The 25,977-nt window shown below is 66.0% G+C and carries 18 protein-coding genes and 1 pseudogene; 11 read left to right on the forward strand and 8 right to left on the reverse strand.

Going from position 1 to position 25,977, the window contains the following annotated elements:
• Positions 1–87: 87 nt before the first annotated feature.
• Together ACMVY4_RS16090 and ACMVY4_RS16095 are read right to left on the reverse strand one after the other, a co-directional pair.
• Positions 88–2,649, reverse strand: a complete 2,562-nt coding sequence (locus tag ACMVY4_RS16090) for a penicillin-binding protein 1A (RefSeq protein ID WP_416897012.1) — start codon at positions 2,647–2,649, stop codon at positions 88–90.
• A 143-nt stretch (positions 2,650–2,792) separates the two neighbouring features.
• Positions 2,793–3,971 (reverse strand): N-acetylmuramoyl-L-alanine amidase, encoded by a 1,179-nt coding sequence (locus tag ACMVY4_RS16095; RefSeq protein ID WP_416897013.1) that lies wholly within the window; start codon positions 3,969–3,971, stop codon positions 2,793–2,795.
• A 603-nt stretch (positions 3,972–4,574) separates the two neighbouring features.
• Between ACMVY4_RS16095 and ACMVY4_RS16100 the strand changes: the two genes are divergently transcribed.
• Positions 4,575–7,094, forward strand: coding sequence for an Rne/Rng family ribonuclease (locus ACMVY4_RS16100; protein WP_416897014.1), 2,520 nt, complete (start codon positions 4,575–4,577; stop codon positions 7,092–7,094).
• A gap of 70 nt (positions 7,095–7,164) precedes the next feature.
• On the opposite strand, the gene ACMVY4_RS16105 is transcribed toward ACMVY4_RS16100, so the two are convergent.
• The gene (locus ACMVY4_RS16105) at positions 7,165–8,142 is read right to left on the reverse strand and encodes an NADPH:quinone oxidoreductase family protein (RefSeq protein ID WP_416897015.1); all 978 of its coding nucleotides are present in this window, start codon (positions 8,140–8,142) and stop codon (positions 7,165–7,167) included.
• A 144-nt stretch (positions 8,143–8,286) separates the two neighbouring features.
• Here ACMVY4_RS16105 and ACMVY4_RS16110 point away from each other — a divergent pair, with 144 nt between their 5' ends.
• Complete coding sequence (locus tag ACMVY4_RS16110; protein WP_416897016.1) at positions 8,287–9,567, forward strand: alkyl sulfatase dimerization domain-containing protein; 1,281 nt, start codon at positions 8,287–8,289, stop codon at positions 9,565–9,567.
• A gap of 12 nt (positions 9,568–9,579) precedes the next feature.
• Here the strand turns inward: ACMVY4_RS16110 and ACMVY4_RS16115 are convergent, their stop codons facing one another.
• A complete protein-coding gene (locus ACMVY4_RS16115; RefSeq protein WP_416897017.1) occupies positions 9,580–11,319 on the reverse strand; it encodes a flavin-containing monooxygenase in 1,740 nt (579 codons plus the stop codon).
• A 76-nt stretch (positions 11,320–11,395) separates the two neighbouring features.
• A complete protein-coding gene (cysS, locus tag ACMVY4_RS16120) occupies positions 11,396–12,754 on the reverse strand; it encodes a cysteine--tRNA ligase (RefSeq protein WP_416897018.1) in 1,359 nt (452 codons plus the stop codon).
• Positions 12,755–12,981: 227 nt separating this feature from the next.
• On the opposite strand from cysS, the gene folE reads away from it, so the two are divergent.
• The 5 genes from folE (at position 12,982) to ACMVY4_RS16145 (ending at position 16,693) form a co-directional block, all read left to right on the forward strand.
• The gene (gene folE / locus ACMVY4_RS16125) at positions 12,982–13,620 is read left to right on the forward strand and encodes a GTP cyclohydrolase I FolE (RefSeq protein ID WP_416897019.1); all 639 of its coding nucleotides are present in this window, start codon (positions 12,982–12,984) and stop codon (positions 13,618–13,620) included.
• A 144-nt stretch (positions 13,621–13,764) separates the two neighbouring features.
• The gene (locus ACMVY4_RS16130; protein WP_416897020.1) at positions 13,765–14,268 is read left to right on the forward strand and encodes a hypothetical protein; all 504 of its coding nucleotides are present in this window, start codon (positions 13,765–13,767) and stop codon (positions 14,266–14,268) included.
• A gap of 53 nt (positions 14,269–14,321) precedes the next feature.
• Positions 14,322–14,882 carry a helix-turn-helix domain-containing protein gene (locus ACMVY4_RS16135; protein WP_416897021.1) on the forward strand — a complete coding sequence of 187 codons (561 nt, stop codon included), beginning with the start codon at positions 14,322–14,324 and terminating at the stop codon, positions 14,880–14,882.
• 7 nt (positions 14,883–14,889) lie between these two features.
• Positions 14,890–15,432: a GNAT family N-acetyltransferase gene (locus ACMVY4_RS16140; protein ID WP_416897022.1), complete on the forward strand. Its 543-nt coding sequence runs from the start codon at positions 14,890–14,892 to the stop codon at positions 15,430–15,432.
• A gap of 49 nt (positions 15,433–15,481) precedes the next feature.
• On the forward strand, positions 15,482–16,693 hold the full coding sequence (locus tag ACMVY4_RS16145; RefSeq protein ID WP_416897023.1) for a multidrug effflux MFS transporter: 1,212 nt from the start codon (positions 15,482–15,484) through the stop codon (positions 16,691–16,693).
• A gap of 6 nt (positions 16,694–16,699) precedes the next feature.
• On the opposite strand, the gene argE is transcribed toward ACMVY4_RS16145, so the two are convergent.
• Positions 16,700–17,863, reverse strand: coding sequence for an acetylornithine deacetylase (argE, locus tag ACMVY4_RS16150; RefSeq protein WP_416897024.1), 1,164 nt, complete (start codon positions 17,861–17,863; stop codon positions 16,700–16,702).
• 50 nt (positions 17,864–17,913) lie between these two features.
• On the opposite strand from argE, the gene ACMVY4_RS16155 reads away from it, so the two are divergent.
• Together ACMVY4_RS16155 and ACMVY4_RS16160 are read left to right on the forward strand one after the other, a co-directional pair.
• The gene (locus ACMVY4_RS16155; RefSeq protein ID WP_416897025.1) at positions 17,914–18,579 is read left to right on the forward strand and encodes an SOS response-associated peptidase; all 666 of its coding nucleotides are present in this window, start codon (positions 17,914–17,916) and stop codon (positions 18,577–18,579) included.
• Positions 18,580–18,816: 237 nt separating this feature from the next.
• Complete coding sequence (locus tag ACMVY4_RS16160; RefSeq protein WP_416897026.1) at positions 18,817–20,250, forward strand: EAL domain-containing protein; 1,434 nt, start codon at positions 18,817–18,819, stop codon at positions 20,248–20,250.
• Here the strand turns inward: ACMVY4_RS16160 and ACMVY4_RS16165 are convergent.
• Both ACMVY4_RS16165 and ACMVY4_RS16170 read right to left on the reverse strand, forming a co-directional pair.
• Positions 20,164–20,667 carry a molybdopterin-dependent oxidoreductase gene (locus ACMVY4_RS16165; RefSeq protein ID WP_416897027.1) on the reverse strand — a complete coding sequence of 168 codons (504 nt, stop codon included), beginning with the start codon at positions 20,665–20,667 and terminating at the stop codon, positions 20,164–20,166. The genes ACMVY4_RS16160 and ACMVY4_RS16165 overlap by 87 nt on opposite strands.
• A 48-nt stretch (positions 20,668–20,715) precedes the next feature.
• On the reverse strand, positions 20,716–21,963 hold the full coding sequence (locus tag ACMVY4_RS16170) for an MFS transporter (RefSeq protein ID WP_416897028.1): 1,248 nt from the start codon (positions 21,961–21,963) through the stop codon (positions 20,716–20,718).
• A 148-nt stretch (positions 21,964–22,111) separates the two neighbouring features.
• On the opposite strand from ACMVY4_RS16170, the gene ACMVY4_RS16175 reads away from it, so the two are divergent.
• Positions 22,112–22,519, forward strand: a complete 408-nt coding sequence (locus ACMVY4_RS16175; RefSeq protein ID WP_416897029.1) for a DUF2000 family protein — start codon at positions 22,112–22,114, stop codon at positions 22,517–22,519.
• Positions 22,520–22,588: 69 nt separating this feature from the next.
• Positions 22,589–25,955: pseudogene (locus ACMVY4_RS16180) on the forward strand (carboxyl transferase domain-containing protein).
• Positions 25,956–25,977 lie beyond the last annotated feature (22 nt).

A 25,977-nucleotide genomic window follows, 5' to 3' on the forward strand; every position in this document is an offset into this window, starting at 1 on the left:
GAAGGATTCGGCGGCGGAAAATAGACCAGGAACCGGCGGGAGTGAACACCGTCCGGTTTCGGGCCGGGTCGATTGCGGAAAGTCGCGTCAGTAGAGCCCGTCGGTGACGCGGCGGACACCCCGCGAGGACGCCGGGGCGCCGGGCTCGCGCGCACCGGGCGCCGTGACGCCGCCGGGCGCCGGAGTCCGGGCGCTGGCGCCCGTCACCGCTTCGGAGGGCTCGTCGACGGCATTGAGGTCGATCGAACCGTCCTCGTGACGGACGATGCTGGCGGCGCCTGCGGGAAGCTGCTGCGAGATTGCCGGTCCGGTGCCGGGTTCGGTACCGGGCTTGAAGGCCTCCAGAATGACCTTGTCGCTGTAGCTGGTCGCCCGCCGGCCCGTCTTCGCATCCACGCGCACCAGACGGATATCCGGCGGAATGCGGAACGGGGTTGCCGGCTGGTCCTTCAGATAGGCCGCCATGATGTCGCGGAAGATCGGCGCAGACACGCTGGAGCCCGTTTCCTTGTCGCCCAGCGGCGCCGGGTTGTCGAAACCTGCGAAGACGCCCACCGCGAGGTCCGGCGAGAAGCCGACGAACCAGGTATCCCGGCTTTCGTTGGTGGTGCCGGTCTTGCCGGCCAGCGGCTTGCCGACCGCGGCGATCCGAACCCCGGTGCCGCGCTGCACCACGCCCTCCAGCATCGAGACGACCTGATAGGCCGTGCCCGGGCTGACGACCTGGGGACGGTTGTCGGTCAGCACCGGTTCGGCGCCGCCGTTCCATTCACCGACGCCGCAGTCGCCGCAGCCATAGATGTCATGGCGCAGCACCGTCTCGCCATTGCGGTCCTGGATGCGGTCGATGATGACCGGGCGGATCTTCTTGCCGCCGTTCACCAGCATCGCATAGGCCGATGTCAACTTGAGCAACGTCGTTTCGCCTGCCCCCAGGGCGTAGGACAGCGCGTTCGGCATGTCGTCATAGATGCCGAAACGCTGCGAATAGTCGATCACGGTCGGCATGCCGATATTCTGGGCCAACCGCACGGTCATCAGGTTCCGCGACTTCTCGATTCCGAGCCGGAGTGTGCTGGGGCCATAGAAGCGGTTCGAGTAGTTGGACGGCTTCCACTTGCCCAGCCCCGGCCCCTGATCAATGACGAACGGCGCGTCGAGAATGATGCTGGCCGGCGTGTAGCCGTTTTCCAGCGCGGCGGCGTAGACGAACGGCTTGAAGGCCGAGCCCGGCTGGCGCGCGGCCTGGGTGGCGCGGTTGAACTCGGAGCGTTCGTTGGAAAAGCCACCCACCAGCGCGAGAACGCGTCCCGTATGCGGGTCCATCGCGACCACTGCGCCGTCGATCTTCGGTACCTGCCGCAATTGCCAGACATCCGGATCCTCGGTGTCCGGCCCCAGCAGCACGACATCGCCGGCTTCCAGAACGTCGCTGGCCGCCGTCGGCACACGGCCGGTCTTGCCCTCGTCGAGGGCCTCGGTGGCCCATTTCAGCTGATCGAGCGTCAGTTCAACCCTGGTGTCATCGGCGAAGCCCACATTCGCCGACGCGCGGCCCGATTCGAGGACGACGCCCATCTGCCATTCCGGCAGCACACCGACGGGGCGTTCCAGAGCGGCGAGCGCCTGCTGCCAGTTGCTCATTTCCTCGGCCGGAATACTGCCGGCCGGTCCGCGATAGCCATGGCGGCGGTCATAAAGGATCAGGCCTTCGCGCAACCGGTTCTGGGCGATGCGCTGCATCTCGGGATCGACCGTCGTCTGGACCGAATAGCCCTCCTCGTAGAGACCCTTGTCGCCATAGAGTTCCTTGATTTCGCGGCGGACTTCCTCCGCGAACCAGTCAGCCCGGACCATCTCGACGGCACGCTGGCGCGTCGTCGTCAACGGCTGCGACTGCGCCTCTTCGCCGGCCTGCGGCGAAATCCGTCCCGTGGTCACCATGCGGTCGACCACCCAGTCGCGGCGCGCCTTCGCCTTCTCCGGCACGCGGTAGGGGTTGTAGTTGTTCGGCGCCTTGGGCAGCGCCGCCAGGAAGGCCGCCTCATCGACGGTCAATTCATCCAGTGGCTTGTCGAAATAGGTCAGCGCGGCCGACGCGACGCCGTATGCGCCCTGACCCAGGTAGATCTCGTTCAGGTAAAGCTCGAGGATATGATCCTTGTCGAAGGCCTTCTCGATGCGGAAGGCGAGGATGGCTTCCTTGATCTTGCGTTCGTAGGAAACCTCGTTCGTCAGCAGGAAATTCTTGGCGACCTGCTGCGTGATGGTGGAGGCGCCTTCCGGCCGGCGGTTCGTCCCGTAGTTCTTCAGGTTGTTGATCGCGGCGCGGGCGATGGCCATCGGGTCGATGCCCATGTGCTGGTAGAATTCGGAATCCTCAGCGGCCAGGAATGCGCCGATGACCCGCGGCGGAATCGCCTCGATCGGCACGTAGAGGCGGTTCTGGAGCGCGTACTCGGCCATCAGCCTGCCGTCGCCGGCATAGACGCGAGTCGCCACCGGTGGCTTGTACTCGGCCAGGCGGTCGACGTCGTCGAGCCCGCGGCCATAGTGCCAGAACACCAGATAGGCGAAGCCGGCCACGGCGATCACGCCGATCAGCCCCAGGATCGTCAGCCACCCGAAAATCTTGAACAATACGCGCATATGTCAGTCCGCTCTCCGTCCGCCCCATTTGCCGGGATCTTGTCCATCAAGGGCCTGCACCCTGAGCCTGACATAAAGGCCGAATTGGACATCACAATGGCAATTTGTCGGGAATGCGGCAACAAGGCCCGTTTTCGGGCGTTTCAGGTGCGTTTCTCGAAAAAGCGGTCGACCGCCGCCCGCAAAGCCCCGGCCACCCTCTCACGCCAGCGCGCCGACCGGAGCTTCTGCTCCTCTGCCGGATTGGAGAGGAAGCCCAGTTCGACGAGCACCGAGGGCACATCGGGCGCCCTGAGCACGCGGAAACCGGCGAAGCGGTGGGGATTGCGCCGGAACTCGATGGTCTCGCTGACGGCATCGACCGCAACGCGGGCGAACCGGGCGGAATCGTTCATCGTCTCCCGCTGCACCAGATCGATCAGGATCAGGTTGGTCACCTCGTCGGCGCTCTGACTGAGATCGACGCCTGCGATGATGTCGGCCTGGTTTTCGCGGTGGGCCAGCGCCGCCGCTTCCTTGTCCGACGCGGTCTCCGACAGGGTGTAGATCCCCGCCCCGTGCACACTGGACCGCGGCGCCGCATCCGCATGCAGGGAAATGAACAGATCGGCCCGCGCACGGCGAGCGATCCGCACGCGCTCCCGCAGCGGCACGAACACGTCCCGGTCGCGGGTCATCACGACGCGGTACCGGCCTGTCCTGCGCAGTTCCTCCCGCAGCAGCAGCCCGACGGAAAGCACGACGTCCTTCTCGCGCGTGCGGCTGGCGCCCAGGGCACCCGGATCCTGGCCGCCATGGCCGGGATCGACGACGACGGTGAAGACACGGCCGGGGCGCGGCGGCGGCAGGGGCGGGATGTTGCCCGGAAAGGTCGTGACCGCCGGAGTTGCGGCCGGCGGCGGCCGCGTCAGCTGCGCGACGGCGGCCTCCCGGGCGTGCCGGAACTCGGTATCGTCGGCCGGCCTCAGGTCGATCACCAGACGGTACCCCTGCCCGGCCTGCGGCGGCAGCACGAACTGACGCGCCGCCAAAGCCGGGACTTCGGTTTCCAGCACCAGCCGGCCCGTGTCTGCGGCGAAGCGGCCGTAGCGCAGGGACGAGATCAGGCCGCGGGCCGGGTCCGGCTTCGCCTGCAGCTTCCAGGCGGCGTTCTCGATGTCGATAACCACACGATAGGGGTCGTCGAGCACGAACAGCTTCCAGTCGGGGCTGCCGTCGAGATCGACGACAACTCGCGTCAGCCCGACATTCTCGCCCGTCCGGACGCCCTGGATGGCGGTCTCGGCCAGACTCGCGACCGGCAGCAGAATCACGGCGATCATGAGGAGAATTCTGCGAATCATCGGACGGACTATACGCGGCTTTTCCGGCAAGATCGTGGCCACCCGACACGCATTCCGGACCGGCCGGAAGCGCATCCGTTCCGCCCTGCATGCAGCGCGCGGTGCCATGCCATTCTGAATGCTTGCTGTTGCAACAGCCGATTTGCTAATCTTGAGTCGCGAGTTTCAATTGCCGCCCCTCCGGCAGCGGAAAAATCCGGTGCGGCGGGCGACGGTTTCGGGTTACTCCCGGCCAAGAGATGACAATCGTTACGGGTTGAAGCAGAAGGAAGATCACAGGAACAGGGCGTCGTCAGCGTTTATCTTTGCGCGATTGTTCCCGACCCAAGATTGCTGACCTGCGGGATGACTGAACCGGCTTGCAAACGGCCGGTCTCCGTCGGGTAATTGAATCAGACATTGGACATGAGGCCTTCCGCCGGATCGATCCGGCGATAACGCCGGCCATCGCGGCACCGGACGCCTGAAACAGGGCGCCGGCTTCAAACCGACCGCGATCCACCCGTCGGGGCCTTACGCAACAATGGCGGCCTGCCCGCTCCGTTGCTCGCCGGAACGCACGCCGCCCAGGAGTACTGGCTAATGGCCACGCGTATGCTGGTTGATGCGGCCCACAAGGAAGAGACCCGGGTCGTCATCATGAAGGGCAACCGCCTCGAGGAGTTCGACTTCGAGGTCGAGAGCCGCAAGCCCCTCAAGGGCAACATCTATCTTGCCAAGGTTACCCGGGTCGAACCCTCGCTTCAGGCGGCGTTCGTCGAGTTCGGCGGCAACCGCCACGGCTTCCTCGCCTTCAACGAAATCCATCCGGACTACTACCAGATCCCGATCGCCGATCGCGAAGCCCTGCTGGCCGAACAGCAGAAGGAAGTGACGCGCGCCGCCGAGGAGGAAGAGGCCGAGATCGACGACGGCGACGAGAGCGAGGGCGAGACCGGCGAGGAAAAGCCCCGTCGCAACAACCGCCGCCGCAACCGCCGTTCCCGGCGCGGCTCGCCGGAAGACGAGCAGGACATGACCGTCGAGAGTGTCGGCGGCGACGAGATCGAGGACGAGGTCGCGCCGCGGCGCATCTCCACCTCACGCCCCTACAAGATCCAGGAAGTGATCAAGCGCCGGCAGATTCTGCTGGTGCAGGTCGTGAAGGAGGAGCGCGGCAACAAGGGCGCCGCGCTGACCACCTACCTGTCGCTCCCCGGCCGCTACTGCGTGCTGATGCCTAACACCGCGCGCGGCGGCGGCATCAGCCGGAAGATTTCCAACACTGCCGACCGGCGCAAGCTGAAGAAGATCGTCGGCGAGCTGGACGTACCCCAGGGCACCGGCGTCATCGTCCGCACCGCGGGCGCGGCCCGGACCAAGGCCGAGATCAAGCGGGACTTCGAGTATCTGCTCCGCCTCTGGGACGACATCCGGGACCTGACGCTGCAGTCGACCGCCCCGGCGCTGGTCTACGAGGAAGCCTCCCTGATCACCCGGGCGATCCGCGATCTCTATTCCAAGGACATCGACGAGGTTCTGGTCGAGGGCGATGACGGCTACCGCACCGCGAAGGACTTCATGAAGCGGATCATGCCGTCCCACGCCAAGAAGGTGCAGCCCTACAAGGACCGGATTCCGCTGCTGCACCGCTTCCAGATCGAGCAGCAGCTCGACACGATGTATTCCAGCGAGGTCACCCTGCCCTCCGGCGGCTACATCGTCATCGATTCCGCCGAGGCGTTGGTCGCGGTCGACGTGAACTCGGGCAAGTCGACACGCGGCCGCTCGGTCGAGGAAACCGCCTTCAAGACCAACATGGAAGCCGCCGAGGAAGTCGCACGGCAGCTGCGCCTGCGCGACCTTGCCGGCCTGATCGTCATCGACTTCATCGACATGGACGATCAGCGCAACAACCGGTCGGTCGAACGCAAGCTGAAGGACTGCCTGCGCGTCGACCGGGCCCGCATCCAGGTCGGCCGGATCAGCCATTTCGGTCTGCTCGAGATGTCGCGCCAGCGTCTCCGGCCGGGCGTGCAGGACATCAACATGCATGTCTGCGACGCCTGCGGCGGCTCGGGCAAGGTGCGGTCGATCGATTCGGCGGCGCTGCATGTCATCCGCGCGATCGAGGAAGAGGGCATCCGCGAGCGTTCCGACGCCATCGCGGTGCACATGCCGACGGCCATCGCAATCTACATGGTCAACCACAAGCGCGCCGTGCTGGCCGACATCGAGGCCCGCTACGGTTTCCGCGTCGAGATCGCGGCGGACGAGGAACTGATCGCGCCGGACTTCCGCATCGAGCGTCTGGAAGCGCGGAGCGGCGACGGGCAGCCGTCGCAGCCGCCGCAGCCCCTTCCGGAACCGGAAAGCAGCTCGGACGACGAGTCCGACGACAGTGACGACAACGAACAGGGCGGCCGTCGCCGCCGGCGTCGGCGTCGCGGTGGGCGTCAGAACGACGACAACGCCAATGCGTCGGAAAGCCAGGACGAGCAGAACGACCAGAGCGACGACGCCTCGGACAATGACGAGGATGACGACGACAGCGGCAGCGGCGATGACAACCAGCGCAAGCGCCGGGGCCGCCGTGGTGGCCGCCGCCGCCGGGGTGGACGCCGCAACGACCAGAACGATCCGGAGAACCCGCCCAGCCCCTTCGCCGCCGCCGCAGCTGCGCCAAACGATCAGGGCGCGCAGCAGGGCTCCGGCGACGACAGCGGTGACGATGGCAGCGACAGCGATCGGCAGCCGGAGGCGGAGGCGCAGCCCGCGGCCGCCGAGGCAGAGAAGCCGGAGCCCGAAGTGACCGCCGAGGCTGTGGGACCGGCAGAAGTGGAAGCGGCCCCCGAGGCCAAACCTGCTGCAGAAGCCGAGGCCGTTTCGGACGAGCCCACAGCGGAAGCCGAAACACCGGAGCCCGAGGCTGTCGAGGACCCTGCTGAGGAACCGTCAGCGGCAACCGAGCCGGCCAATGACGACGTTGGCGCAGCCGAAGAAGCAACGGCCGAGGAAACCGACGAGGAATCCGAGCCTGAATCGGCCGAAGCCGAGGCGGAAGAGGAAGACACCGGCCCGCCCAAGCGCGGCTGGTGGCGTCGCCGCTCCAAGGCGGGCTGAGACAGACCCAAACGGAAAAGGCCGGGATCGCTCCCGGCCTTTTTTGACGTCTGCGCCTGTCGGCTGCAGCCTAGCGGATGTTGACGATCACCTTGCCGGTCGCCTTGCGCGCGGCCAGCGCCTTCAGCGCGTCGGGCGAGTTCTCCAGCGAGAACCGCATCGAGATATGCGGGCGCAGCTTGCCTTCGGCGCACCAGTTGAGCAGCGTGTCGAACTGTTCACGGCACAGATCCGGGTTCCGCTCGGTCCAGGCACCCCAGAAGACGCCGACGATCTGGCACTGCTTCAGCAGCACAAGATTGGCCTTGGCCTCCGGAATGCGGCCCGAGGCGAAGCCGATCACCAGCAGCCGCCCGCCCCAGTTGATGCAGCGGAGCGACTCGTCGAAGGCGTCGCCGCCGACGGGATCGTAGATCACGTCCGCCCCTTGCCCGCCGGTCAGTTCCTTGACCGTCTCGCGGATCGACTGGGTCGAATAGTTGAAGACGTGGTCCGCGCCGTATTCCTTGACGATGTCCATCTTGGAATCGGACCCGACCGTGCCGATTACCGTCGCGCCCATCTGCTTGCCGAGTTCGACGGCGTTCAGGCCGACGCCCCCCGAGGCGCCGTGCACAAGCAGGACTTCGCCGGGCTTCAGCTCGCCGCGGTCCTTCAGCGCGTGATAGGTCGTGCCATAGGTGACCGGAAAGCCGGCCGCCTGTTCGAAGCTGACGCCGTCAGGCAACTTGAAGACCTTGCGCTCGGGTGCGGCCACCTTCTCGGCAAAACCGCCATCGCCGCAGGTCGACATCACCCGGTCGCCGACCTTGAACAGGCTCACGCCCTCGCCGACTTCCGAGACGACGCCGCCCACTTCCATGCCCGGCGAGAAGGGGAAATCCGGCTTGAACTGGTACTTGCCGCCGATCAGCAGGATGTCCGGGAAATTGACGCCGCTGGCGTGGATGTCGATCACGACCTCGCCCGGCCCCGCCTTCGGATCGTCGGTTTCCTCGAAGACCAGATCGTCCGGCCCGCCCCACGCCTTGCACAGCATTGCTTTCACAGCATCTCTCCCCTGATTGCTCCGTGCGGCTTCGATAGCGCGGCGCCGAACCCCGGTCAAACGCGATGCAGGCATGCGGGTTTCGGTGCTTGCGAAAATTAATGCATTAGAATTAAATCGCAGCATCACGGGGAGGAACTCAACATGCGCGACGATGCCGACGCCACGACCAAGAACATCCTTTCGGGCGCCGAGGGGATCAAGGAAGTCAATGACCATGTCCTGATCCTGCCGGCCCAGGGCAATGCGCTGGCCGTGAAGGCGCGCGAGGGTCTGGTGCTGGTGGATTCGGGACCGGGCCGCGGCGCGACGAAGAAGATGATGGCGGCGCTTCGGGAATGGAGCGACCTGCCCGTCCGCGCCATCTGCTACAGCCACGGCCATGTCGGCTACAATGACGGCGTCCGCATGTGGGTCGATGCGGCGGCCGAGCGCGGCGAGGCCGCGCCGATGCTGATTGCGCAGGAAAACTGCATCCGTCGCTACAACCGCTACCGCGAGACCGGCGGGCTGCAGCACGCGCTGAACACCATGCAGTTCCCGCAGTTCGACATGGCCGATTCCCGGGCGCTGATCGTCAACCCGACAGTGACCTTCCGCGAGCACATGGTGCTCGATACCGGTTCGCCGCGGATCGAACTGATCGCCGCGCCATCCGAGACCGATGACGTGCTTTCGCTCTGGCTGCCCGAGGACCGGATCCTCTACGCCGGCGCGGCTTTCCCCGGCACGACGATCCCGAATGTCGGCACGCCGCTTCGTACCCTGCGGCTGACGATCCGCTGGGCCGAGACGCTGGAGAAGCTGGCGGCGCTTAAGCCTGCGGTCCTGATCCAGGAATTCGGGCGCGTCATCGAGGGCGAGCAGGCCGTCGCCGACCGCCTCCTCGGCTCGGCCGAGGCGCTGCGCTGGATCCGCCGCGAGGTGGTCGAGCGGATGAACCGGGGCATGAGCGATCTCGAGATCATCCACGACATCGACTACCCCGATCACCTGTTCGACCAGAGCTGGATGCGGGAGCGTTACGGCGCGCGCGACTACATCGTCCGCGACATGTTCCGCGAGGAGAACGGCTGGTGGGACCGCAATCCGACCACCCTGCACCCGGCGCATCCCGACGATGCCGGGCGGGCGGTGCTGGAAGCCATCGGCGATCCGCAGACCGTTCTCGCCAAGGCACGGTCGCTTGCCGAAGCCGGCGACGCGCAGCTCGCCCTGCACGTGATCGACCTGCTGGCGCTGGCGCCGGGCAGCGATCCGGCCGTCGTCGAGGCGCAGAAGCTGAAGGCGGAAATCTGCCGGACCCGCGCCGGCGAGGTCGCGCCCTATGTCTCCAAGGCGCTCTACGAAAGCTCGGCACGGCTGCTGGAGAAGGGCAAGCGGCGCTGGTCGGAGCGCGAGGAGCTTCAGGCCGCGGCAGAGTAGCCGCGGGCAGGATCAGGCGGGAATCATCCCCGCCTCGACCGCCTGGATCTGCAGCGCGAGATATTTCGAGTTGATCCGGCACTGCGCCAGGCTGCCGGCGATGAAGAACAGGCCCGGCTGCGGCGTGCGGACATACATGTTCCTGAGTTCCTCGCCATCGCCGAAGCCCCAGATCGGGCCGACCCGCTCGGTGACCTCGGCCCCGAAGAGCCGTTCGACCAGCATTTCCTGGGGCTGGTAGCCGGTGGCCAGCACCACCAGATCACAGTCCCGCTCCTCGCCGCCGATGCGGACCGAGCGCGGCCCGAAGCCCTCGATGTCCCCGAACTGCGCGAGGCCAATCTCGTCGCGGACGATCATGTCCGAGGCGCCGACGTTGAAGTAATAGCCCCCGCCCCGGGTCAGATACTTGAACTGCCAGCCAGTGCCGTCCGGGCCGTCGTCCAGCCTGAAGCCCTTCGCGGTCAGACCATCGAGCAGTTCGCGGTCAAGTTCCCTGGCCTTCTTCGTCAGCATCCGGTGCGTACGCTTCGACAGCGCCGTCGGCGTCGACAGCACGATCAGGTCGCAATCCTCGAGCGGCGGCCCTTCGTCATAGAGCGCATAGGGCAGCTGCGCCGACGGCTCGATATTCACGATCAGCGTCGGGCTGCGCTGGACCAGCGTCACCTCAGCGCCGCTCGAAGCGAGATCATGCGAGATGTCGTGACCGCTGTTGCCCGTACCGATTACGACGGCGCTCCTGCCGGCCCAGTCCTCGCCGTCCTGATAGGCGCTGGAGTGCAGGACCGGACCCTCGAAATCTGCCAGCGCCGGGATCTCCGGACGGTTCGGAATGCCGCTCACCCCTGTCGCCATGACGATGTGCCGGGGCCGCAGGGTCCGCGCCGCCCCGTCCCGCTCGACCCTGGCCGTCCAGCAGCCGGCCGCCACGTCGCGCTCTGCACCGTGGAAGGTGGTCGACGGCCAGTAGTTGATCTCCATGGCATCGACATAGGCCTCGAACCAGTTGGCCAGCTTGTCCTTCGGGATGTAGGTCGGCCAGCCGGGCGGGAACGGCATGTAGGGCATGTGATTGACCTGCACCTGATTGTGCAGGGTCAGCGCGTGGTAGCGCTTGCGCCAGTTGTCACCGATGCGTTCGTGGCTGTCGACGACCAGGGCATCGACGCCGAGCGCGCCCAGACGCGCCGCGATATCCAGCCCGGCCTGTCCGCCGCCGACGATCAGCACCGCCGGATCGCGGTCCTCATAGGCCATTGCCGCCTGACGCTGGTCCAGCCAGTTCGGTCCGCGGAAATCCCGCGAGTGCGACTGGCCGGTCGGGCGGTCGCGGCCGACACGTTCGGGATGGTCCTCGAGCCCGTCCAGCGCGGTGAGCAGCGTCCAGCAGCCCGGCGCGCCGTCCGGGCCGGGCTTGAGGCGTACGACACCGGCGCCAGGTCCGGCCGCCGCGTCGAACTCGATCAGCGCCTCGATGCAGTCCTCGCCCGCCCGCGCGACCGCCCGGGGCGGGGTCCGGCCGTCGGCCAGGCGGAAGTTTCGCATCCGGTTGCCGACGAGAAGCGCCTCGGCAATCGACTGCTGTCCTGACATCGTCTGCATCGTCCAGGACGAGGCCAGCACGTCCCGCCAGAAGCACTCATCGAGGAACAAGTCGCCCAGTCCTGAACCGCTTTCCAGCGCTGCATCAAAGGCTTGCAACCAGTTCTGCACAAGATGATCGAGATTCTGTCCACCCGTATCCGGCATGATGCATTGCTCCTCCCGAGAGACTTCAGAGCCTAGGGACGCGGACCACCGGGTGCAATCGGGCGCTGACGCTGCGTCAGGCGGCGCGCCAGGTGGTCCCGCCGGGTCCGTCTTCCAGAACGACGCCCATCGCGGTCAGTTCATCCCGGATCCGGTCGGCCTCGGCGAAGTCCTTCCGCTTGCGCGCGAACTGACGGTCCTGGATCAGTTCCTCGACAACGTCCGGATCGATCTCGGCCGACCCGCCCGCCGTCTGCAGCCAGGCCGCCGGGTCCTGCTGGCCGACGCCGAGATACCAGCATGCGGCCTTCAGCACCGACGGATCGGTCTCGCCCTGATCGACATCCTTGGCGATGCGGAAGATCTCGGCCAGCGCCTTGGGCGTGTTGAGATCGTCCATCAGCGCCGCCCGGACGGCCGCGACATCGGGGTGATCGTCATCCGCAATGCCCGTATCCGCTTCCAGCAGGCCGTAGATGCGGTCGAGGTTCTTCTTCGCCTGTTCCAGCCCGGCCTCGGAGAAGTCCAGCGGATGCCGGTAATGGCCCGTCAGCAGAAGCAGGCGCACGGCTTCCGCCGGCTCGTGTTCCAGCAGGTCGTGGATCAGCAACACATTGCCGACCGACTTGGACATCTTCTGGCCTTCGACCCGCAGCATGCCGTTGTGCATCCAGTAGCGCGCGAAGGGTTTGCCGCCATGAGCGCAGGTCGACTGCGCCAGCTCGTTCTCGTGGTGCGGGAAGATCAGGTCCTGCCCACCGCCATGGATGTCGATGGTCTCACCGAGATGCTTCTCGACCATGGCCGAGCATTCGATATGCCAGCCGGGCCGCCCCCTGCCCCACGGGCTGTCCCAGCCAGGCATGGTGTCGTCGGACGGCTTCCAGAGCACGAAGTCCGCCGGGTCCTTCTTGTAGGGCGCCACATCGACGCGCGCGCCGGCGATCATCTCGTCGCGGCTGCGGTTGGAGAGCGCCCCGTAATTGCCGTCGGAGGGCACGTTGAACAGCACATGCCCCTCGGCCTCGTAGGCGTTGCCGGCCTCGATCAGCCGCCCGATCATGTCGACGATCTCCGGGATCGTCTCGGTGACCCTCGGGATCAGATCGGGATCGATCACGCCCAGCGCCCGCACATCCTCGCGGTAGATGTCCGCATAACGGTTGGTGATGACGTCGATCGGGACGCCCTCGGCCTTCGCCGCGGCGATGATCTTGTCCTCGACGTCGGTGATGTTGCTGGCATAGATCACGTTCGGATAGAGCCGCTTCAGCAGCCGGTGCATGACGTCGAAGATGACGGCGGGACGGGCGTTGCCGATATGCGGGTGGTTGTAGACCGTCGGCCCGCAGACATACATCGTCACCCTGTCCGGATCGGCCGGTTCGAAGGCCTCCTTTCGGCGGGTCAACGTGTTGTAGATCTGCAGCGTCATCGGTCCTGTCCCGGTTGGTTCGATGGGCGTGTTCTAGTGCAGCGTCAGACGCATGCAAGGGACAAGTGCGCCACGGATGGCCAGCCCGAACTCATATGATAAGGTCGGGGATTGCGGATTGCCGCAGGCTTGGTCTGCACCATGTATGATCCGCCCCGGCACGGATTGCGTAGCGTGCGGGATGTGAGGCTGCAGTAGCGGCAACGAAATAGGAGCGGCGACGCGACATGGATGCACTGGTGAAGGAACCGACCGAGGCCGCACGGGGCCGGGAATACGACCCGGCGACCGGCAAGACACGGCCCAGCCGCGAGGAAGCGGAAGCGGCGGTTCGCACCCTGATCGAATGGGCGGGCGACGACCCGGGCCGCGAAGGCCTTCTGGACACACCGAAGCGCGTCGTCCGCGCCTATGAGGAATTCTTCGCCGGCTACGACGAGGACCCCGAGGAGGTGCTCGGCCGGACCTTCGAGGAAGTCGAGGGCTACGACGACATCGTCATGCTGCGCGACGTGCGGCTGGAGACCCATTGCGAGCACCACATGGTGCCGATCATCGGCAAGGCGCATGTCGCCTACTTCCCCGATGGCAAGGTCGTCGGCATCTCCAAGCTGGCGCGCGTGATCGATATCTACGCGAAGCGGCTGCAGACCCAGGAGACGATGACGGCGCAGATCGCCACGACGCTGGAAAAGGTGCTGAAGCCGAAGGGAGTCGCCATCCTGATCGATGCGGCGCACCAGTGCATGACGACGCGTGGCGTGAAGAAGCCGGGGGTATCCTGCATCACCACCCGCTTCACCGGCGTGTTCAAGGAAGACCGGGACATGGAACGGCGGTTCCTGGAGCTCTGCCGCGGGGTTTGAGCCGACCGCTCGCCCCTCGCCAGGAATACTGCTTCCCTAGCGTCAATTCATACCCATATACCTCACATGAGGACCTTGCTGAAAATCGCCCTTTTGGGCGTCGTCCTTGGAGTGGCGGCCTGTACGCCGAGGCAGGACGTGGAGTTGTCGCGCGACGGCGCGCCGCTGAACGCCACCGCAAAGGGCGCAACGATCTCGATCGCCGAAGCCGAAGCGGTGGACCGTAATGCCCTCGCCCGCCGCCTGGTTGCAGCCGGCTACAGGGTCAGCGGCGATCCCTCGACAGCGGAACTGGTCGCTCGGTTCGCGATCGATGTGGGCCAGCCGCATGAACGGACGTTCGAGCGCAAGATCCCGGAGTTCGAACGCGTCGAGCGGGTCGAGGTCATCAATGGCGAGTTCGTGACCTTCAACGAAGAGCGTTTCGTCGGCTACTTCACCGAGACCTTTGTCGAGACCGTCTATGCGGCGTCGGCGACGCTGACCGTGACACGCAGCGACGGATCCGACGATCCGGTGCATGTCAGCCGGGCGCAGACCGAAGGCATCTGCGGCAATCGCGCCGTTCTGGCGCCTCGGCTCATGGACGTTCTGTTCGATACCCCGAACGGCAGCACCAGACGTGTCGAGATGCCCGACTGCGGCTGACCGGTTCGCCGCCCCGCTTGACGTAAGTTCATATTCGGGAAATTATCCCGAATATGAACGAAATCGCTCTCATCGATCAGAGGCTCTCCGCCCGCCTGAAGCTGCTGCGGAATGAACGCGCATGGTCCCTGGAGCAACTTGCGGACCGGAGCGGCGTCAGCCGGGCCAGTCTTTCCCGGCTGGAAAAGGGCGAGGTCAGCCCCACGGCTCAGGTTCTTTCCCGCCTGTGCGCCGCCTATGGCCTCACCCTCACTCGCCTGATGTATCTCGTCGAGGACGACTTCGAACCGCTGGTCCGCCACGGCGATCAGGCCGTGCATCGTGACCGGGCGGCCGGCTACACCCGCCGCTCGGTCTCGCCGCCGGCCGGAAATCTGAACGGCGAGATCATCGAGGGCACACTCGAACCCGGCACCCGCATCGACTACGACGGCAGTTCGCATCAGGGACTGGATCATCACCTGCTGCTGCTTGAGGGCGCGCTGTCGATGACGATCGACGGTGTCAGCCACAAGCTCACGCCCGGCGACTGCCTGCGTTACCGCCTGTCTGGCCCGAACACCTTCGAGACGCCGCCGGAAACCGGCGCCCGCTATCTCCTCGTCATGTTGTGAGACGCAGATGACCCGACACCTTCCCGCCATCCGCAAGCTGGACGCTGACGAACTCGAACAGCGGCTTCCCGACCTGGCCAAGCTGCTCCGTGATTGCGTCCAGGCCGGCGCCAGCGTGAACTTCATCCTGCCGTTCGAACAGGCCGACGCCGAGCGTTTCTGGCGGAACAAGGTCACCGGGCCGGTCCGGAACGGCGTCCGGCTGGTCCTGATCGCCGAAGCCGCCGGCCGCATCGCCGGGACGGTGCAACTGGACTGGGACACGCCCCCGAACCAGACCCACCGCGCCGATGTCACGAAGCTGCTGGTGCATCCCGACTTCCGCCGCCGCGGCATCGCCCGGCAGCTGATGGCCGCGCTGGAAACGGAAGCCGCCGCACTGCACCGCTCCCTGCTGACCCTCGATACCCGCACAGGGGACGACGCCGAGCCCCTCTACCTCTCGATGGGATATCAGGTCGCCGGACAGATCCCCGGCTTCTCGCGCGATCCCTTCACGGATGTTCTCGACGCCACAACCCTGATGTACAAGCAGATGCCCGCCGCTTGACGGAAGCGGCAACCGCATCATCTACGGGAAGGCATTCCCGAGGGGTTCCATGACAACGACGACGGACGGGCCGGTCAGCAAGGTCCAGGCGACAGCCTTCATGATCGGATTGCTGGCCGCGCTTTCCGCGATCGGTCAGTTCGCGACCAACATCTACCTGCCTTCGCTGCCGGTGATCTCGGCGGAACTCAGCGCCTCGCCGTCCCAGGCGCAGCTGACGCTGACGCTCTATCTTGCGGCATTCGCCTTCACGCAGCTGCTCTACGGACCCCTGTCCGACCGGTTCGGGCGGCGGATCATCCTGATGTCGGGTCTTGCGATCTTCATTGCAGGCAGCGTCGTGTGCACCATCGCGCAGGATATCGATGTGCTCATCGCCGGACGGATCCTGCAGGCGGTCGGCGGCGGCGGCTGCACGGTCGCAGCGCGGGCGGTGGTGCGCGACAGTTTCGAAGGCCCGGCGCTGCAGAAGGTCATGGCGCTGATCGCAATCCTGTTCGCCCTGGTGCCCGGACTGTCTCCGCTGTTCGGGGCGCTGCTGCAGGAACTCGCCGGATGGCGGACCATCTTCATCGTCACCGGCGGCGTCGGCGCCGTGGTCGCCCTGATGATGGTCACCCGCCTGCCCGAGACCCTCGCCTACCGGCTGCCGAAGCTGAACCCGACCGAGCTAGTCCGTGGATACGCCATCGTGCTGGCCCGCCGCGACTTCCTGCGCTTCGCCTTGCCGATGAGCCTGATCTTCACGGCCATGTTCGCCTTCTTCGGCGGCTCGCCGTACACCTTCATCGAATTCCTGGATGTCTCGGCCACCGAGTACGGATTCTACCCGCCGCTCGCATCGACCGGCTTCGTCATCGGCGGCATCGTCGTGCGCCGGCTCACCGGCCGCATGAGCACCATCGGGATCTGCGGTGTCGGTCTGGTGGTCGCCATCGCCGCCTGCGCCATCGGCGTCGTCCTGCCACTGGCCGGATGGGTCCACAAGGCCGCCTTCATCGTCTCGGTGATCGTCTTCGTCGCCAGCCTGGGCATCTTCCTGCCGACAGCCATGGCGGCCGCGCTGCAACTATTCCCCGAACGCGCCGGCACCGCGTCGGCCATGCTGGGTTTCCTGCAGATGGCGGGCGGCGTGCTGGGCAGCGCGATGGTCGCTGCCTTTCAGGAGCAGTTTCCGATCTTCGCCTACGCAACCATCATGCTGGCGGCGTGCATCGGTTCCGCGGTGCTGTTCATGCTGCTCAGGCCCTCGCGGGGCTGAACCGGCTCAGTTCTGTTCGGCCCAGGCGATCAGCCGGCCGAAGAAATCCTCGCACTTGGCGATCTGGTCCAGCGCGACGAACTCGTCCGGCTTGTGGGCCTGCTCGATATCACCCGGCCCGCAGACGATGGTCGGCACACCGGCGTCGTGATAATGCCCGGCTTCGGTGCCAAAGCTGACCTTCGCGATGGTGTTGGACTGCGCGAAGGCCTTGCCCAGACCGACCGCGTCATCGTCCTCGGCGGTGCCGAGACCGGCAAACCAGGAAATGCGCTCCATCTCGATGCCGGCGTCGGGCCGGATCTTCTGCATCTCGGCTTCCAGTTCCGCCGCCTTCGCCTCGACGCCGGCATACATGGTGTCGAGATCGTCAGCCGGCAGGTTCCGGATTTCCCAGAGAAACTCGCAGGCCTTCGGCACGATGTTCAGCGCCGTGCCGCCCTGGACCACACCGGTATGCACCGTCGTGTAGGGCGGATCGAAAGCCGTGTCGAACGGTCCCCGGTCCCGCTTCTCGTGCGCCAGCGCCCGGATCGCGGCGATCAGTTCGGCGGCATACTCGACCGCGTTCACACCCTTGTTGGTGAGCGACGAGTGGACCTCGTGGCCGCGGACGGTGCAGCGCCAGGACGCCTTGCCCTTGTGGCCGATGACGACGCCCATCATGGTCGGCTCGCCCACCACGCATAGCCGCGGCTTCACATCCAGACCCTTGAGCATGCCCGCAAGCTGACGCCCGCCGAGGCAGCCGACTTCCTCGTCATACGAAAACGCCAGATGCACGGGCGTCTTCAGGTCGGCAGCCAGGAAGTCGTCCACATGACTGAGGCAGATGGCGATGAAGCCCTTCATGTCCGCCGTGCCTCGGCCGTAGAGCAAACCGTCGCGCTCTTCCATGCGGAAGGGATCGCTCTGCCAGTCCTGCCCGTCCACCGGCACCACATCCGAATGACCCGACAGCATCACGCCGGGAACGTCAGCCGGACCGATGGTGGCCCAGAGATTGGCCTTGGTTCCGGTCTCGTCGAACATCAGTTCCGAGGCCACGCCGCGCGCCTTCAGATAGTCCTCGGCCCAGTGGATGAGTTCGAGGTTGGAATTGCGGCTGGTGGTGTCGAAGCCGATCAGGCGTTCGAGCAGTTCGACGGTCTGCGTCCTTGGTGCGTTCATGCCACGGGATGTAGCATCGGCGCGGCAATGCAGAAAGCGGGAACGAGCGGATGTGCGGACGATACAGCCTGACCACGCCGCTGGAGGCGCTGCGCCGGGTCTTTGCCTTCGAGGGCTCGCCCAACCTCCAGCCACGCTACAACATCGCGCCGACGCAGGAGGCACCGGTCTTCCGCCGTCATCCGGACGGAAGGCTGCTCTGTCATCCGCTGCGCTGGGGCCTGATCCCGTCCTGGTCGAAGGACATGAGCGGCGCGGCGCGGATGATCAACGCCCGCGCCGAGACAGTCGCCGAGAAGCCCGCCTTCCGTGCCGCCTTTGCCCGCCGGCGCTGCCTGGTGCCGGCAGACGGCTTCTACGAGTGGGAGAAGCTTGAAGGCGGCGAGAAGCAGCCCTGGCGTATCGTGATCGGCGACAGCGAACCCTTCGCCTTCGCGGGCCTGTGGGAGCGCTGGGAGCATCCCGACGAAGGCCGGATCGACAGCTACACGATCATCACCACGGAAGCCGCGCCCTCGATCGCGAACATCCACCACCGCATGCCGGTAATCCTCGCAGAAGCGGACCACGCATCATGGCTCGACGCGGAGGCCGGCGCGGACGACCTGCTGCCGCTGCTGAAACCGAATGCGAGAGCCACCGGGTACCGGGTCTCGAAGCGTGTCGGGAACGTCAAAAACGACGATGTGGAACTGCTCGCCGACATCGACGCCTGACACATGAAGACCCGCATGGCGGGCGCGACTGCCACTCATGATTGAATTCCCGACATTATTGCCACTATCGGGCCGCCTGTACTGAATATTCCGGGACTGCCAACCGTTTACGCTGGAAGATCGACGCCTGACGCCCCACACTGAGGTAATCGGGTACGACAACAAGGCGCGTCCCCGCCACGAAGTCAGAACGACGGAGGCATCGGATTGGTCTGAAAGGGACCGGAGTGAGGCGCCATGAGCGACGCGCGGCAAATTCTGGAGGCGATGAACAGGTCGGGCGGCCTTCTGAACCTCTTCGCCGTAGACAAGCGCGAACCGGCCAGCGCATGGAGCTTCGTTCGCCGGGTTCTCAATGTCGTCCGCAACTGCCTCGACATGGACGCCGCCCTGGTCTCGGAATTCGTCGGCGACCGCGCCGTGATCCGCGTGATCAGCGGTCCCGGCCACCCGGACTTCCCCGATGAGGGCGAGTCGATGCCGCTGACGGATGCGTATTGCTATCACGTCCATGCCGGTCACCTGCCCGAAATGATCGCGGACATGTCAGCAATCCGGAATGTCGAACTGTCGCCCCGGGCGCAGGCCATTCCCGTCGGCTCCCATATCGCCGTCCCGATCCGGACAGCCGATGGCAGCGTCTTCGGCATGATGTCGAGTTTCGGCGTGATGCCGAACCCGGCGCTCCGTCCCAGCGATGTCCATCTGCTGCAAGCCTTCGCCGACCTCTCTGCGACCGAGATCGAGCGCCACAGGGAGAGCCGCCAAGACTATCTGAACAAACGCGACCGGATAAGGGCAGTCCTGGACGGCGAATTGTTCGACACCGTCTACCAGCCGATCTGGAACGTCGAGCGTGGCGTGGTCGCCGGGGTGGAAGCCCTGACGCGAGTGACGCTTGAACCGGCGCGCCCGCCCGACCAGTGGTTCGCCGAAGCCGGCGAGGTCGGTCTTTCCGGACAACTCGAACTCGCGACCGTCCGGAACGGCTGCAGAATCCTCGATCGGCTGCCGCCGGACGTCTACCTGTCGGTGAACGCCTCACCCAGCACGCTGGCCGATCCCCGCTTCCAGAAGATCTTCGAGGATGAGGACCCCGGGCGGTTCGTCGTCGAGATCACCGAACACGAAACGGTCGAGGACTACCGCCTCATCAAGCGCCGGCTGCGCCCTCTGCGAAACCGCGGGCTGCGGGTTGCGATCGACGACGCCGGCGCGGGCTATGCAAGCCTCAAGCATGTGCTGGAGATGGAGCCCGACATCATCAAGCTGGATACGGCGCTGATACGCAGCATCGACCGGGACGCCATGCGGCAGGCGCTGGCGGTCGCCATGGTGCGCTTCTGCCAGGAGACAGGCACCAGCATCGTTGCCGAAGGCGTCGAGACCGAGAAGGAATTCAATGTCCTGCGCGACCTCGGGGTGCGGCACATGCAGGGCTATCTGATGGGTCGCCCGGATGCGGCGGACAGGATTCTGGGACGGATCGACGGCGCCTTTTCCCTGGCGGCGCCGAATGGCGGGCCGCAGCGGACGGGAGAGAACACCCGGCCGCGCATCGTCCCCGGGGCGCTGCTGACCGGTCTACTGGACCGTCAGCGACCGCAACTGCCAGATCATCTTGTCCTGGGCGTCAGGCACACCGGCATCGGCGGGATAGATGATCCATAGCGGCCCCATGCCGTCGGGATCGAGGGGGGCGCCGTTCTGCCTGTCTGCGACCAGAATACCGACGCCTGCCATATCGATGGCCGGAATGGTCACGGCGTAGTCGTCCAGCGCCGTGGCACGGATGTCGCGGGCGAAGGCAATGCCCGCGGCGCCCATCAGATCCGAAAGCAGCACGCCCTCGAAGTCCTGCTCCCCGTCCATGAAAGGCGTCACGGTGATCAGACTTGTCCGGGGCAGTGCCGCAAACTGCGCCGCGTCCAGTTCGAGACCGTTGGATGTGTTCGCGACGACATCCTTGCCAGCGACGGTCAGGATCACCTTTCCCGTCGGCGCGGACAGCCCGTCGGCCATGGCGACAGCAGCCAGAACGATCAGGGATGCGCATACCACAAGCGGCACAAGTCGCGACATGTTCATCCGGCTGCTCCCAATCCCGTTCCCCACGCCATTTTACGACAGCCTGCGTCAGGACGCCACATCAGATGGCCGCAGCCGGGCCTTTCTGACCTGGGCCAGCAGGAAGCTGCCGCCAATGAGATTTCCGGCGATCACGACGCCGAACGGCACCGTGTAGTCGCCTGAGAGTTCGATCAGTCCCCAGATCAGCGGAGGCGCCGTCATCCAGCCCAGCGAGGCGAAGGCGTAGGCCCGGCCGTTCATCTCCCCCACCTGCCCTGCCGGCGCCCTGAGCGAGACCGCGGTCATGAAGATCGGCGACCAGCTGTTGCCTGACAGGCCAGCCAGAATGGCGATGGCGTACATGATCCAGACCGGCGTTTCGGGCGTCAGCGTCAGCGCGCCGCCGATGGCACAGGATGCGCCGACGGCCAGGATCGCCAGCGTGGTCTCGGGCGAGTCGATCATGTCGGAGAAGAACCCTGCCAGCGGCAGCCCCGCGATGGCGGTCAGCTGCACGATGGCGAAGAAGACCCCCGCCTCGACCGGCCCCAGCCCGACACCTTCCAGCAGGTAGATGTAGGTGAAGGTGAAAAGCGACGTGTGCGAGACCGCGAAGGCAATGGCTGTCCAGCCGAGAAGCCTGAGGTGCGGCGGGAGCATGAAACGCTCTGCCATGCGGCGCAGCCCGAAGGGCCGGCCCGAGGGCGCCGGCCGGTCGTCAGGGCGTATCCGGAAGACCGGCGCGAACAGCACCGTCGCCAGAGCGGCCACGGCAACGACAATGACCATGGTGTACACGCCGGCCTGCCAGCCGACGGTCAGCATCGCCGCGGGCAGCAGGTAGCCTGCCGTCATCCCGGCCAGCGAGACGCCGGACTGGCGGATCGCCATGAACAGACCGACCCGCCGCCGTGGCGTCTTGGCCGAGACCATGGTGACATTGGCCGGTCCGTAGGGGCCGTAGAAGACACCATATGCGAAAGCGGCGAACATGACCGCCGACCAGGTGCCCGCGAGCGTGATCATTGCCGACAGGCCCATCCCGATCAGGCAGAGCATCATCGCGGTCACGCTGCCCAGCCGCCGCATCATCGCGCCACAGAACGGGCTGGCGATGCTGGTGCCGAGGAAGATGAAGGAGAAGGCCAGACCGAAATCGCGCTCGTCCAGCCCGGTCTCGTCGGCCAGGCCGGGCGCCAGCAGCGTGAAGCCGATGAAGCCGAAGGCCGCGGCGCTCTGCGTCAGAAACGCCGCAAGCAGCGCCCAGAGGGTTGCCGAGGTCACGCGTTCGGGTATCTGGTCCGGGACGGCCATATCGTCTAACTCTGATCTCCTCCCGGGTGGCGGACGATCCGGCCCGCCGCGTTCCGACAATCAACGACAGCGCGCACCGCCGGTTCAAGTCCTCTTGCCCCGCCGGAAGGGACCCTTGAGCCCCGCGCATGGCTTGGAAAGGCACGACATGTTCGACACGAAAATCGCGATCGTCATCCGCGAGGATCTCGCCGTCTGGCAGAAGCTCAACGTCACCGCCTTCCTGACCAGCGGCATCGTCGGCGCGCATGACGGCATCATCGGCGAGGTCTACGAGGACGCCGCGGGCAACCGCTACAACCCGCTGATCGTCCAGCCGATGATGATCTACGCGGCCCCGGCCGAGAAGATGGCGACCGTCTACCGCCGCGCCATGGACCGCGGAGCGCAGATCTCGATCTACATCAAGGAGATGTTCGCCACCGGCGATGACACCGCCAACCGCGCCGCCGTGAAGGCCGCCGACCCGGAGACCATGTCCATCGTCGGGCTGGCTTTCCGGGAAGACAGGAAAGCCGTCGACAAGATCACGAAGGGCCTGAAGCTGCATGGCTGACAGGCGCTGAGCCCATTGCGTCTTCCGGCCGGGTTCGCGACACTCCGGCCCAGGGGAGACGCTGACACCATGAAGAAACTTCTGATCGCCAATCGCGGCGAAATTGCCGTGCGCATCATGCAGACCGCCGCCGAACAGGGCTGGTCCACGATCGCCATTCATTCCGACGATGACGCCGAGAACCTGCATGTCCTGCGCGCGGACGAAGCCGTGGCGCTGGGGGCGAAGGGCGTCGCGCCCTATCTCGACATCCAGCGCGTGGTGAAGGCTGCCAGCGACGCCGGCGCCGATGCAGTGCATCCGGGCTACGGCTTCCTGGCGGAGAACGCGGATTTCGCGAAGGCGGTCGGCGATGCCGGCATGACCTTCATCGGTCCCGATCCGGCGACCCTGTCGCTCTTCGGCGACAAGGCCCGGGCCCGCGCGCTTGCCGACGAACACGGCGTCCCGACTGTCCCCGGCACCGACGGCCCCGCCGACGCGGCGGCGATAGCGGCACTGCTGGACAGCTTCGGCCCCGAAGGCGCGGTGATGATCAAGGCCGTCGCGGGCGGCGGCGGACGCGGCATGCGGATCGTCCGCGCAGGCGAGGATGTCGCATCGGCTGCCGAGCGATGCTGTTCCGAGGCGAAGCAGGCTTTCGGCGACGGCCGGCATCTATGCCGAACGGCTGATGCGCCCGGCGCGGCATATCGAGGTGCAGGTCCTGGGCGACGGCGCCGGCCGCGTAACGCATTTCGGCGTCCGCGAATGCTCGATCCAGCGGCGCAACCAGAAGATCGTCGAGATCGCGCCGGCGCCCGGTCTGGATCCGGCAATCCAGGACGCAATGATCGCGGACGCCCAGAAGCTGGCGCAGGCCGTGAACTACCGTGGTCTCGGCACCTTCGAGTTTCTGGTCGATCTGGCGAAGGGCGCCCCCGCCCCCGGCTATGCCTTCATCGAGGCCAATGCCCGTATCCAGGTCGAGCATACCGTCACGGAGGAAGTCTTCGACACCGACCTCGTGGCGCTGCAACTCGCGGTGTGCGAAGGCAGATCACTCGCCGATCTGGGCGTCGATGGCGACCGCGGCGCACCGCGCGGCCATGCGGTCCAGTTGCGCGTCAACATGGAGCGGATGACGAAGACCGGCGATGTCATGCCTTCGGGCGGCACGCTGGCCGCCTTCGATCCGCCCATCGGGCGTGGCGTGCGTGTCGATACCTTCGGCTATGCCGGCTACCGGACCAGCCCGGCCTTCGATTCCCTGCTGGCCAAGGTCATCGTGCACAGCCCCTCCGCGGCCTATGAGGATGCGGTCGACCGTGCCTACCGCGCGCTCTCGGCGTTCCGCATCGAGGGCGTCGAGACCAATGCGGGGTTCCTGCAGAATCTTCTGAAAGACGGCGACTTCCGCGCCAACAAGGTCGATACCGGCTTTCTGGAAGCGCGCATGGCGGCGCTGACCGAACCCGGCGATCATCCGAAGCTCTACCGCGAACTGCCGAAGGCCGAACGGCGCGGCGCCGGCGCACGGCTGCAGTCGAGCGATCCTCTTGCCGTTCTCGACTTCGGCAAGGTCACGCCGTCATCGGCAGCGGCTGCAACACAGGACGATGCGCCCGAGGGCGCGACAACGGTCCCTGCACCGATGCAGGGCACGATCATTTCCATCGCCGTCGAGGAAGGCTCTGAAGTCCAGGCCGGCAAGCCGCTGCTGGTCATGGATTCGATGAAGATGGAGCACGTCATCGAGGCGCCGTTCAGCGGCATCGTCCGGCAACTCGCGGTCGCCGCGCAGGACACCGTCTACGAAGGCGACCCGCTGGCCTATGTGGAACCGGCCGAGGTCGCGGCGGACGATGCGGGCGAAGTCGAAGAGATCGATCTCGACGAACTGCGCGCGGACCTAATCGAAACATTGAACCGGCAGGCCAAGACGCTTGACGAGAACCGGCCGAAATCGGTCGAACGCCGGCGGAAGACGGGCCAGCGCACCGCCCGGGAAAACGTCTCCGATCTGATCGACGACGGCACCTGGGTCGAGTACGGATCGCTCGCCATCGCCGCGCAGCGGACCCGGCGGACGCTGGACGACCTGATCGACAACACGCCCGCGGACGGCATGCTGGCCGGGCTGGGACACGTGAACGGAGACCGGTTTGCCGAGGACAAGAGCCGCGTCGCGGTCCTCTGCTACGACTACACCGTGCTGGCCGGCACGCAGGGCATGGTCAACCACGCCAAGAAGGACCGTCTTCTCCAGCAGACGCTGCGCTACAAGCTGCCATTGATCGTCTTCACCGAAGGCGGTGGCGGACGGCCCGGCGACGTCGACGTCGGCCAGGTCGGCGGCCTGCATATCCATACCTTCGAGATGTTCGGCAAGATGAGCGGCCTCGCCCCCATCGTCGGCATCAATTCCGGTTACTGCTTTGCGGGCAATGCCGCCCTGCTGGGCTGCTGCGATGTCGTCATCGCCACCGAGAATTCGAACATCGGGATGGGCGGCCCTGCGATGATCGAGGGCGGCGGCCTGGGCGTCTTCAGCCCCAAGGAGGTTGGTCCGATCTCGGAGCAGATCCGTTCCGGCGTGGTCGACATCGCTGTGAAGGACGAGGCGGAAGCCGTTGCCACGGCGAAGAAATATCTCTCCTACTTCCAAGGCCCCATCGACCACTGGAACTGCGACGACCAGCGCAAGTTGCGCCGGGTGATCCCGGAGAACCGCAAGCGTCTCTATGACATGCGGGAGGTCATCGACATCATCGCCGACACGGATTCGGTGCTCGAACTCCGCAAGGGCTTCGGACTCGGCATGGTGACGTCGCTCATCCGGGTCGAGGGCCGTCCGCTGGGTGTCATCGCCAATAATCCCAGCCACCTTTCCGGCGCCATCGACAGCCCGGGTTCGGACAAGGCCGCGCGCTTCATGCGGCTCTGCGACGCCTACGACATCCCGATCATGTTCCTGGTCGACACGCCCGGCATGATGGTCGGCCCCGAGGTCGAGAAAACCGCCCTGGTCCGCCACTGCAGCCGCCTGTTCGTGGCCGGCGCGAACCTGACCGTGCCCTTCTTCAGCTTCATCCTGCGCAAGTCCTACGGGCTCGGCGCCCAGGGGATGGCCGGCGCCAGCTTCCACGCGCCGCTGTTCACGGTCGCCTGGCCGTCGGGCGAGTTCGGCGGCATGGGCCTGGAGGGCGCGGTGAAGCTCGCCTACCGCAAGGAACTCGCGGCCATCGAGGACCCGGAAGAGCGCGCGAAGACCTTCGACCAGATGGTCGCCGACTCCTACGAGAAGGGAAAGGCGCTCTCGACGGCGACATACTTCGAGATCGACGACGTCATCGACCCGGCCGAAACCCGCCGCCTGATCGTCGCCGCACTGAAGGCCGCGCCCCCACCCGCCCCGCGCGAAGGGAAGAAGCACGCCTGGATCGATACGTGGTAAGGATGCCGCGCACACGTTCTTG

The organism is Minwuia sp. (assembly GCF_048007105.1).
In the GTDB taxonomy this organism is placed as follows: Bacteria; Pseudomonadota; Alphaproteobacteria; order Minwuiales; family Minwuiaceae; genus Minwuia.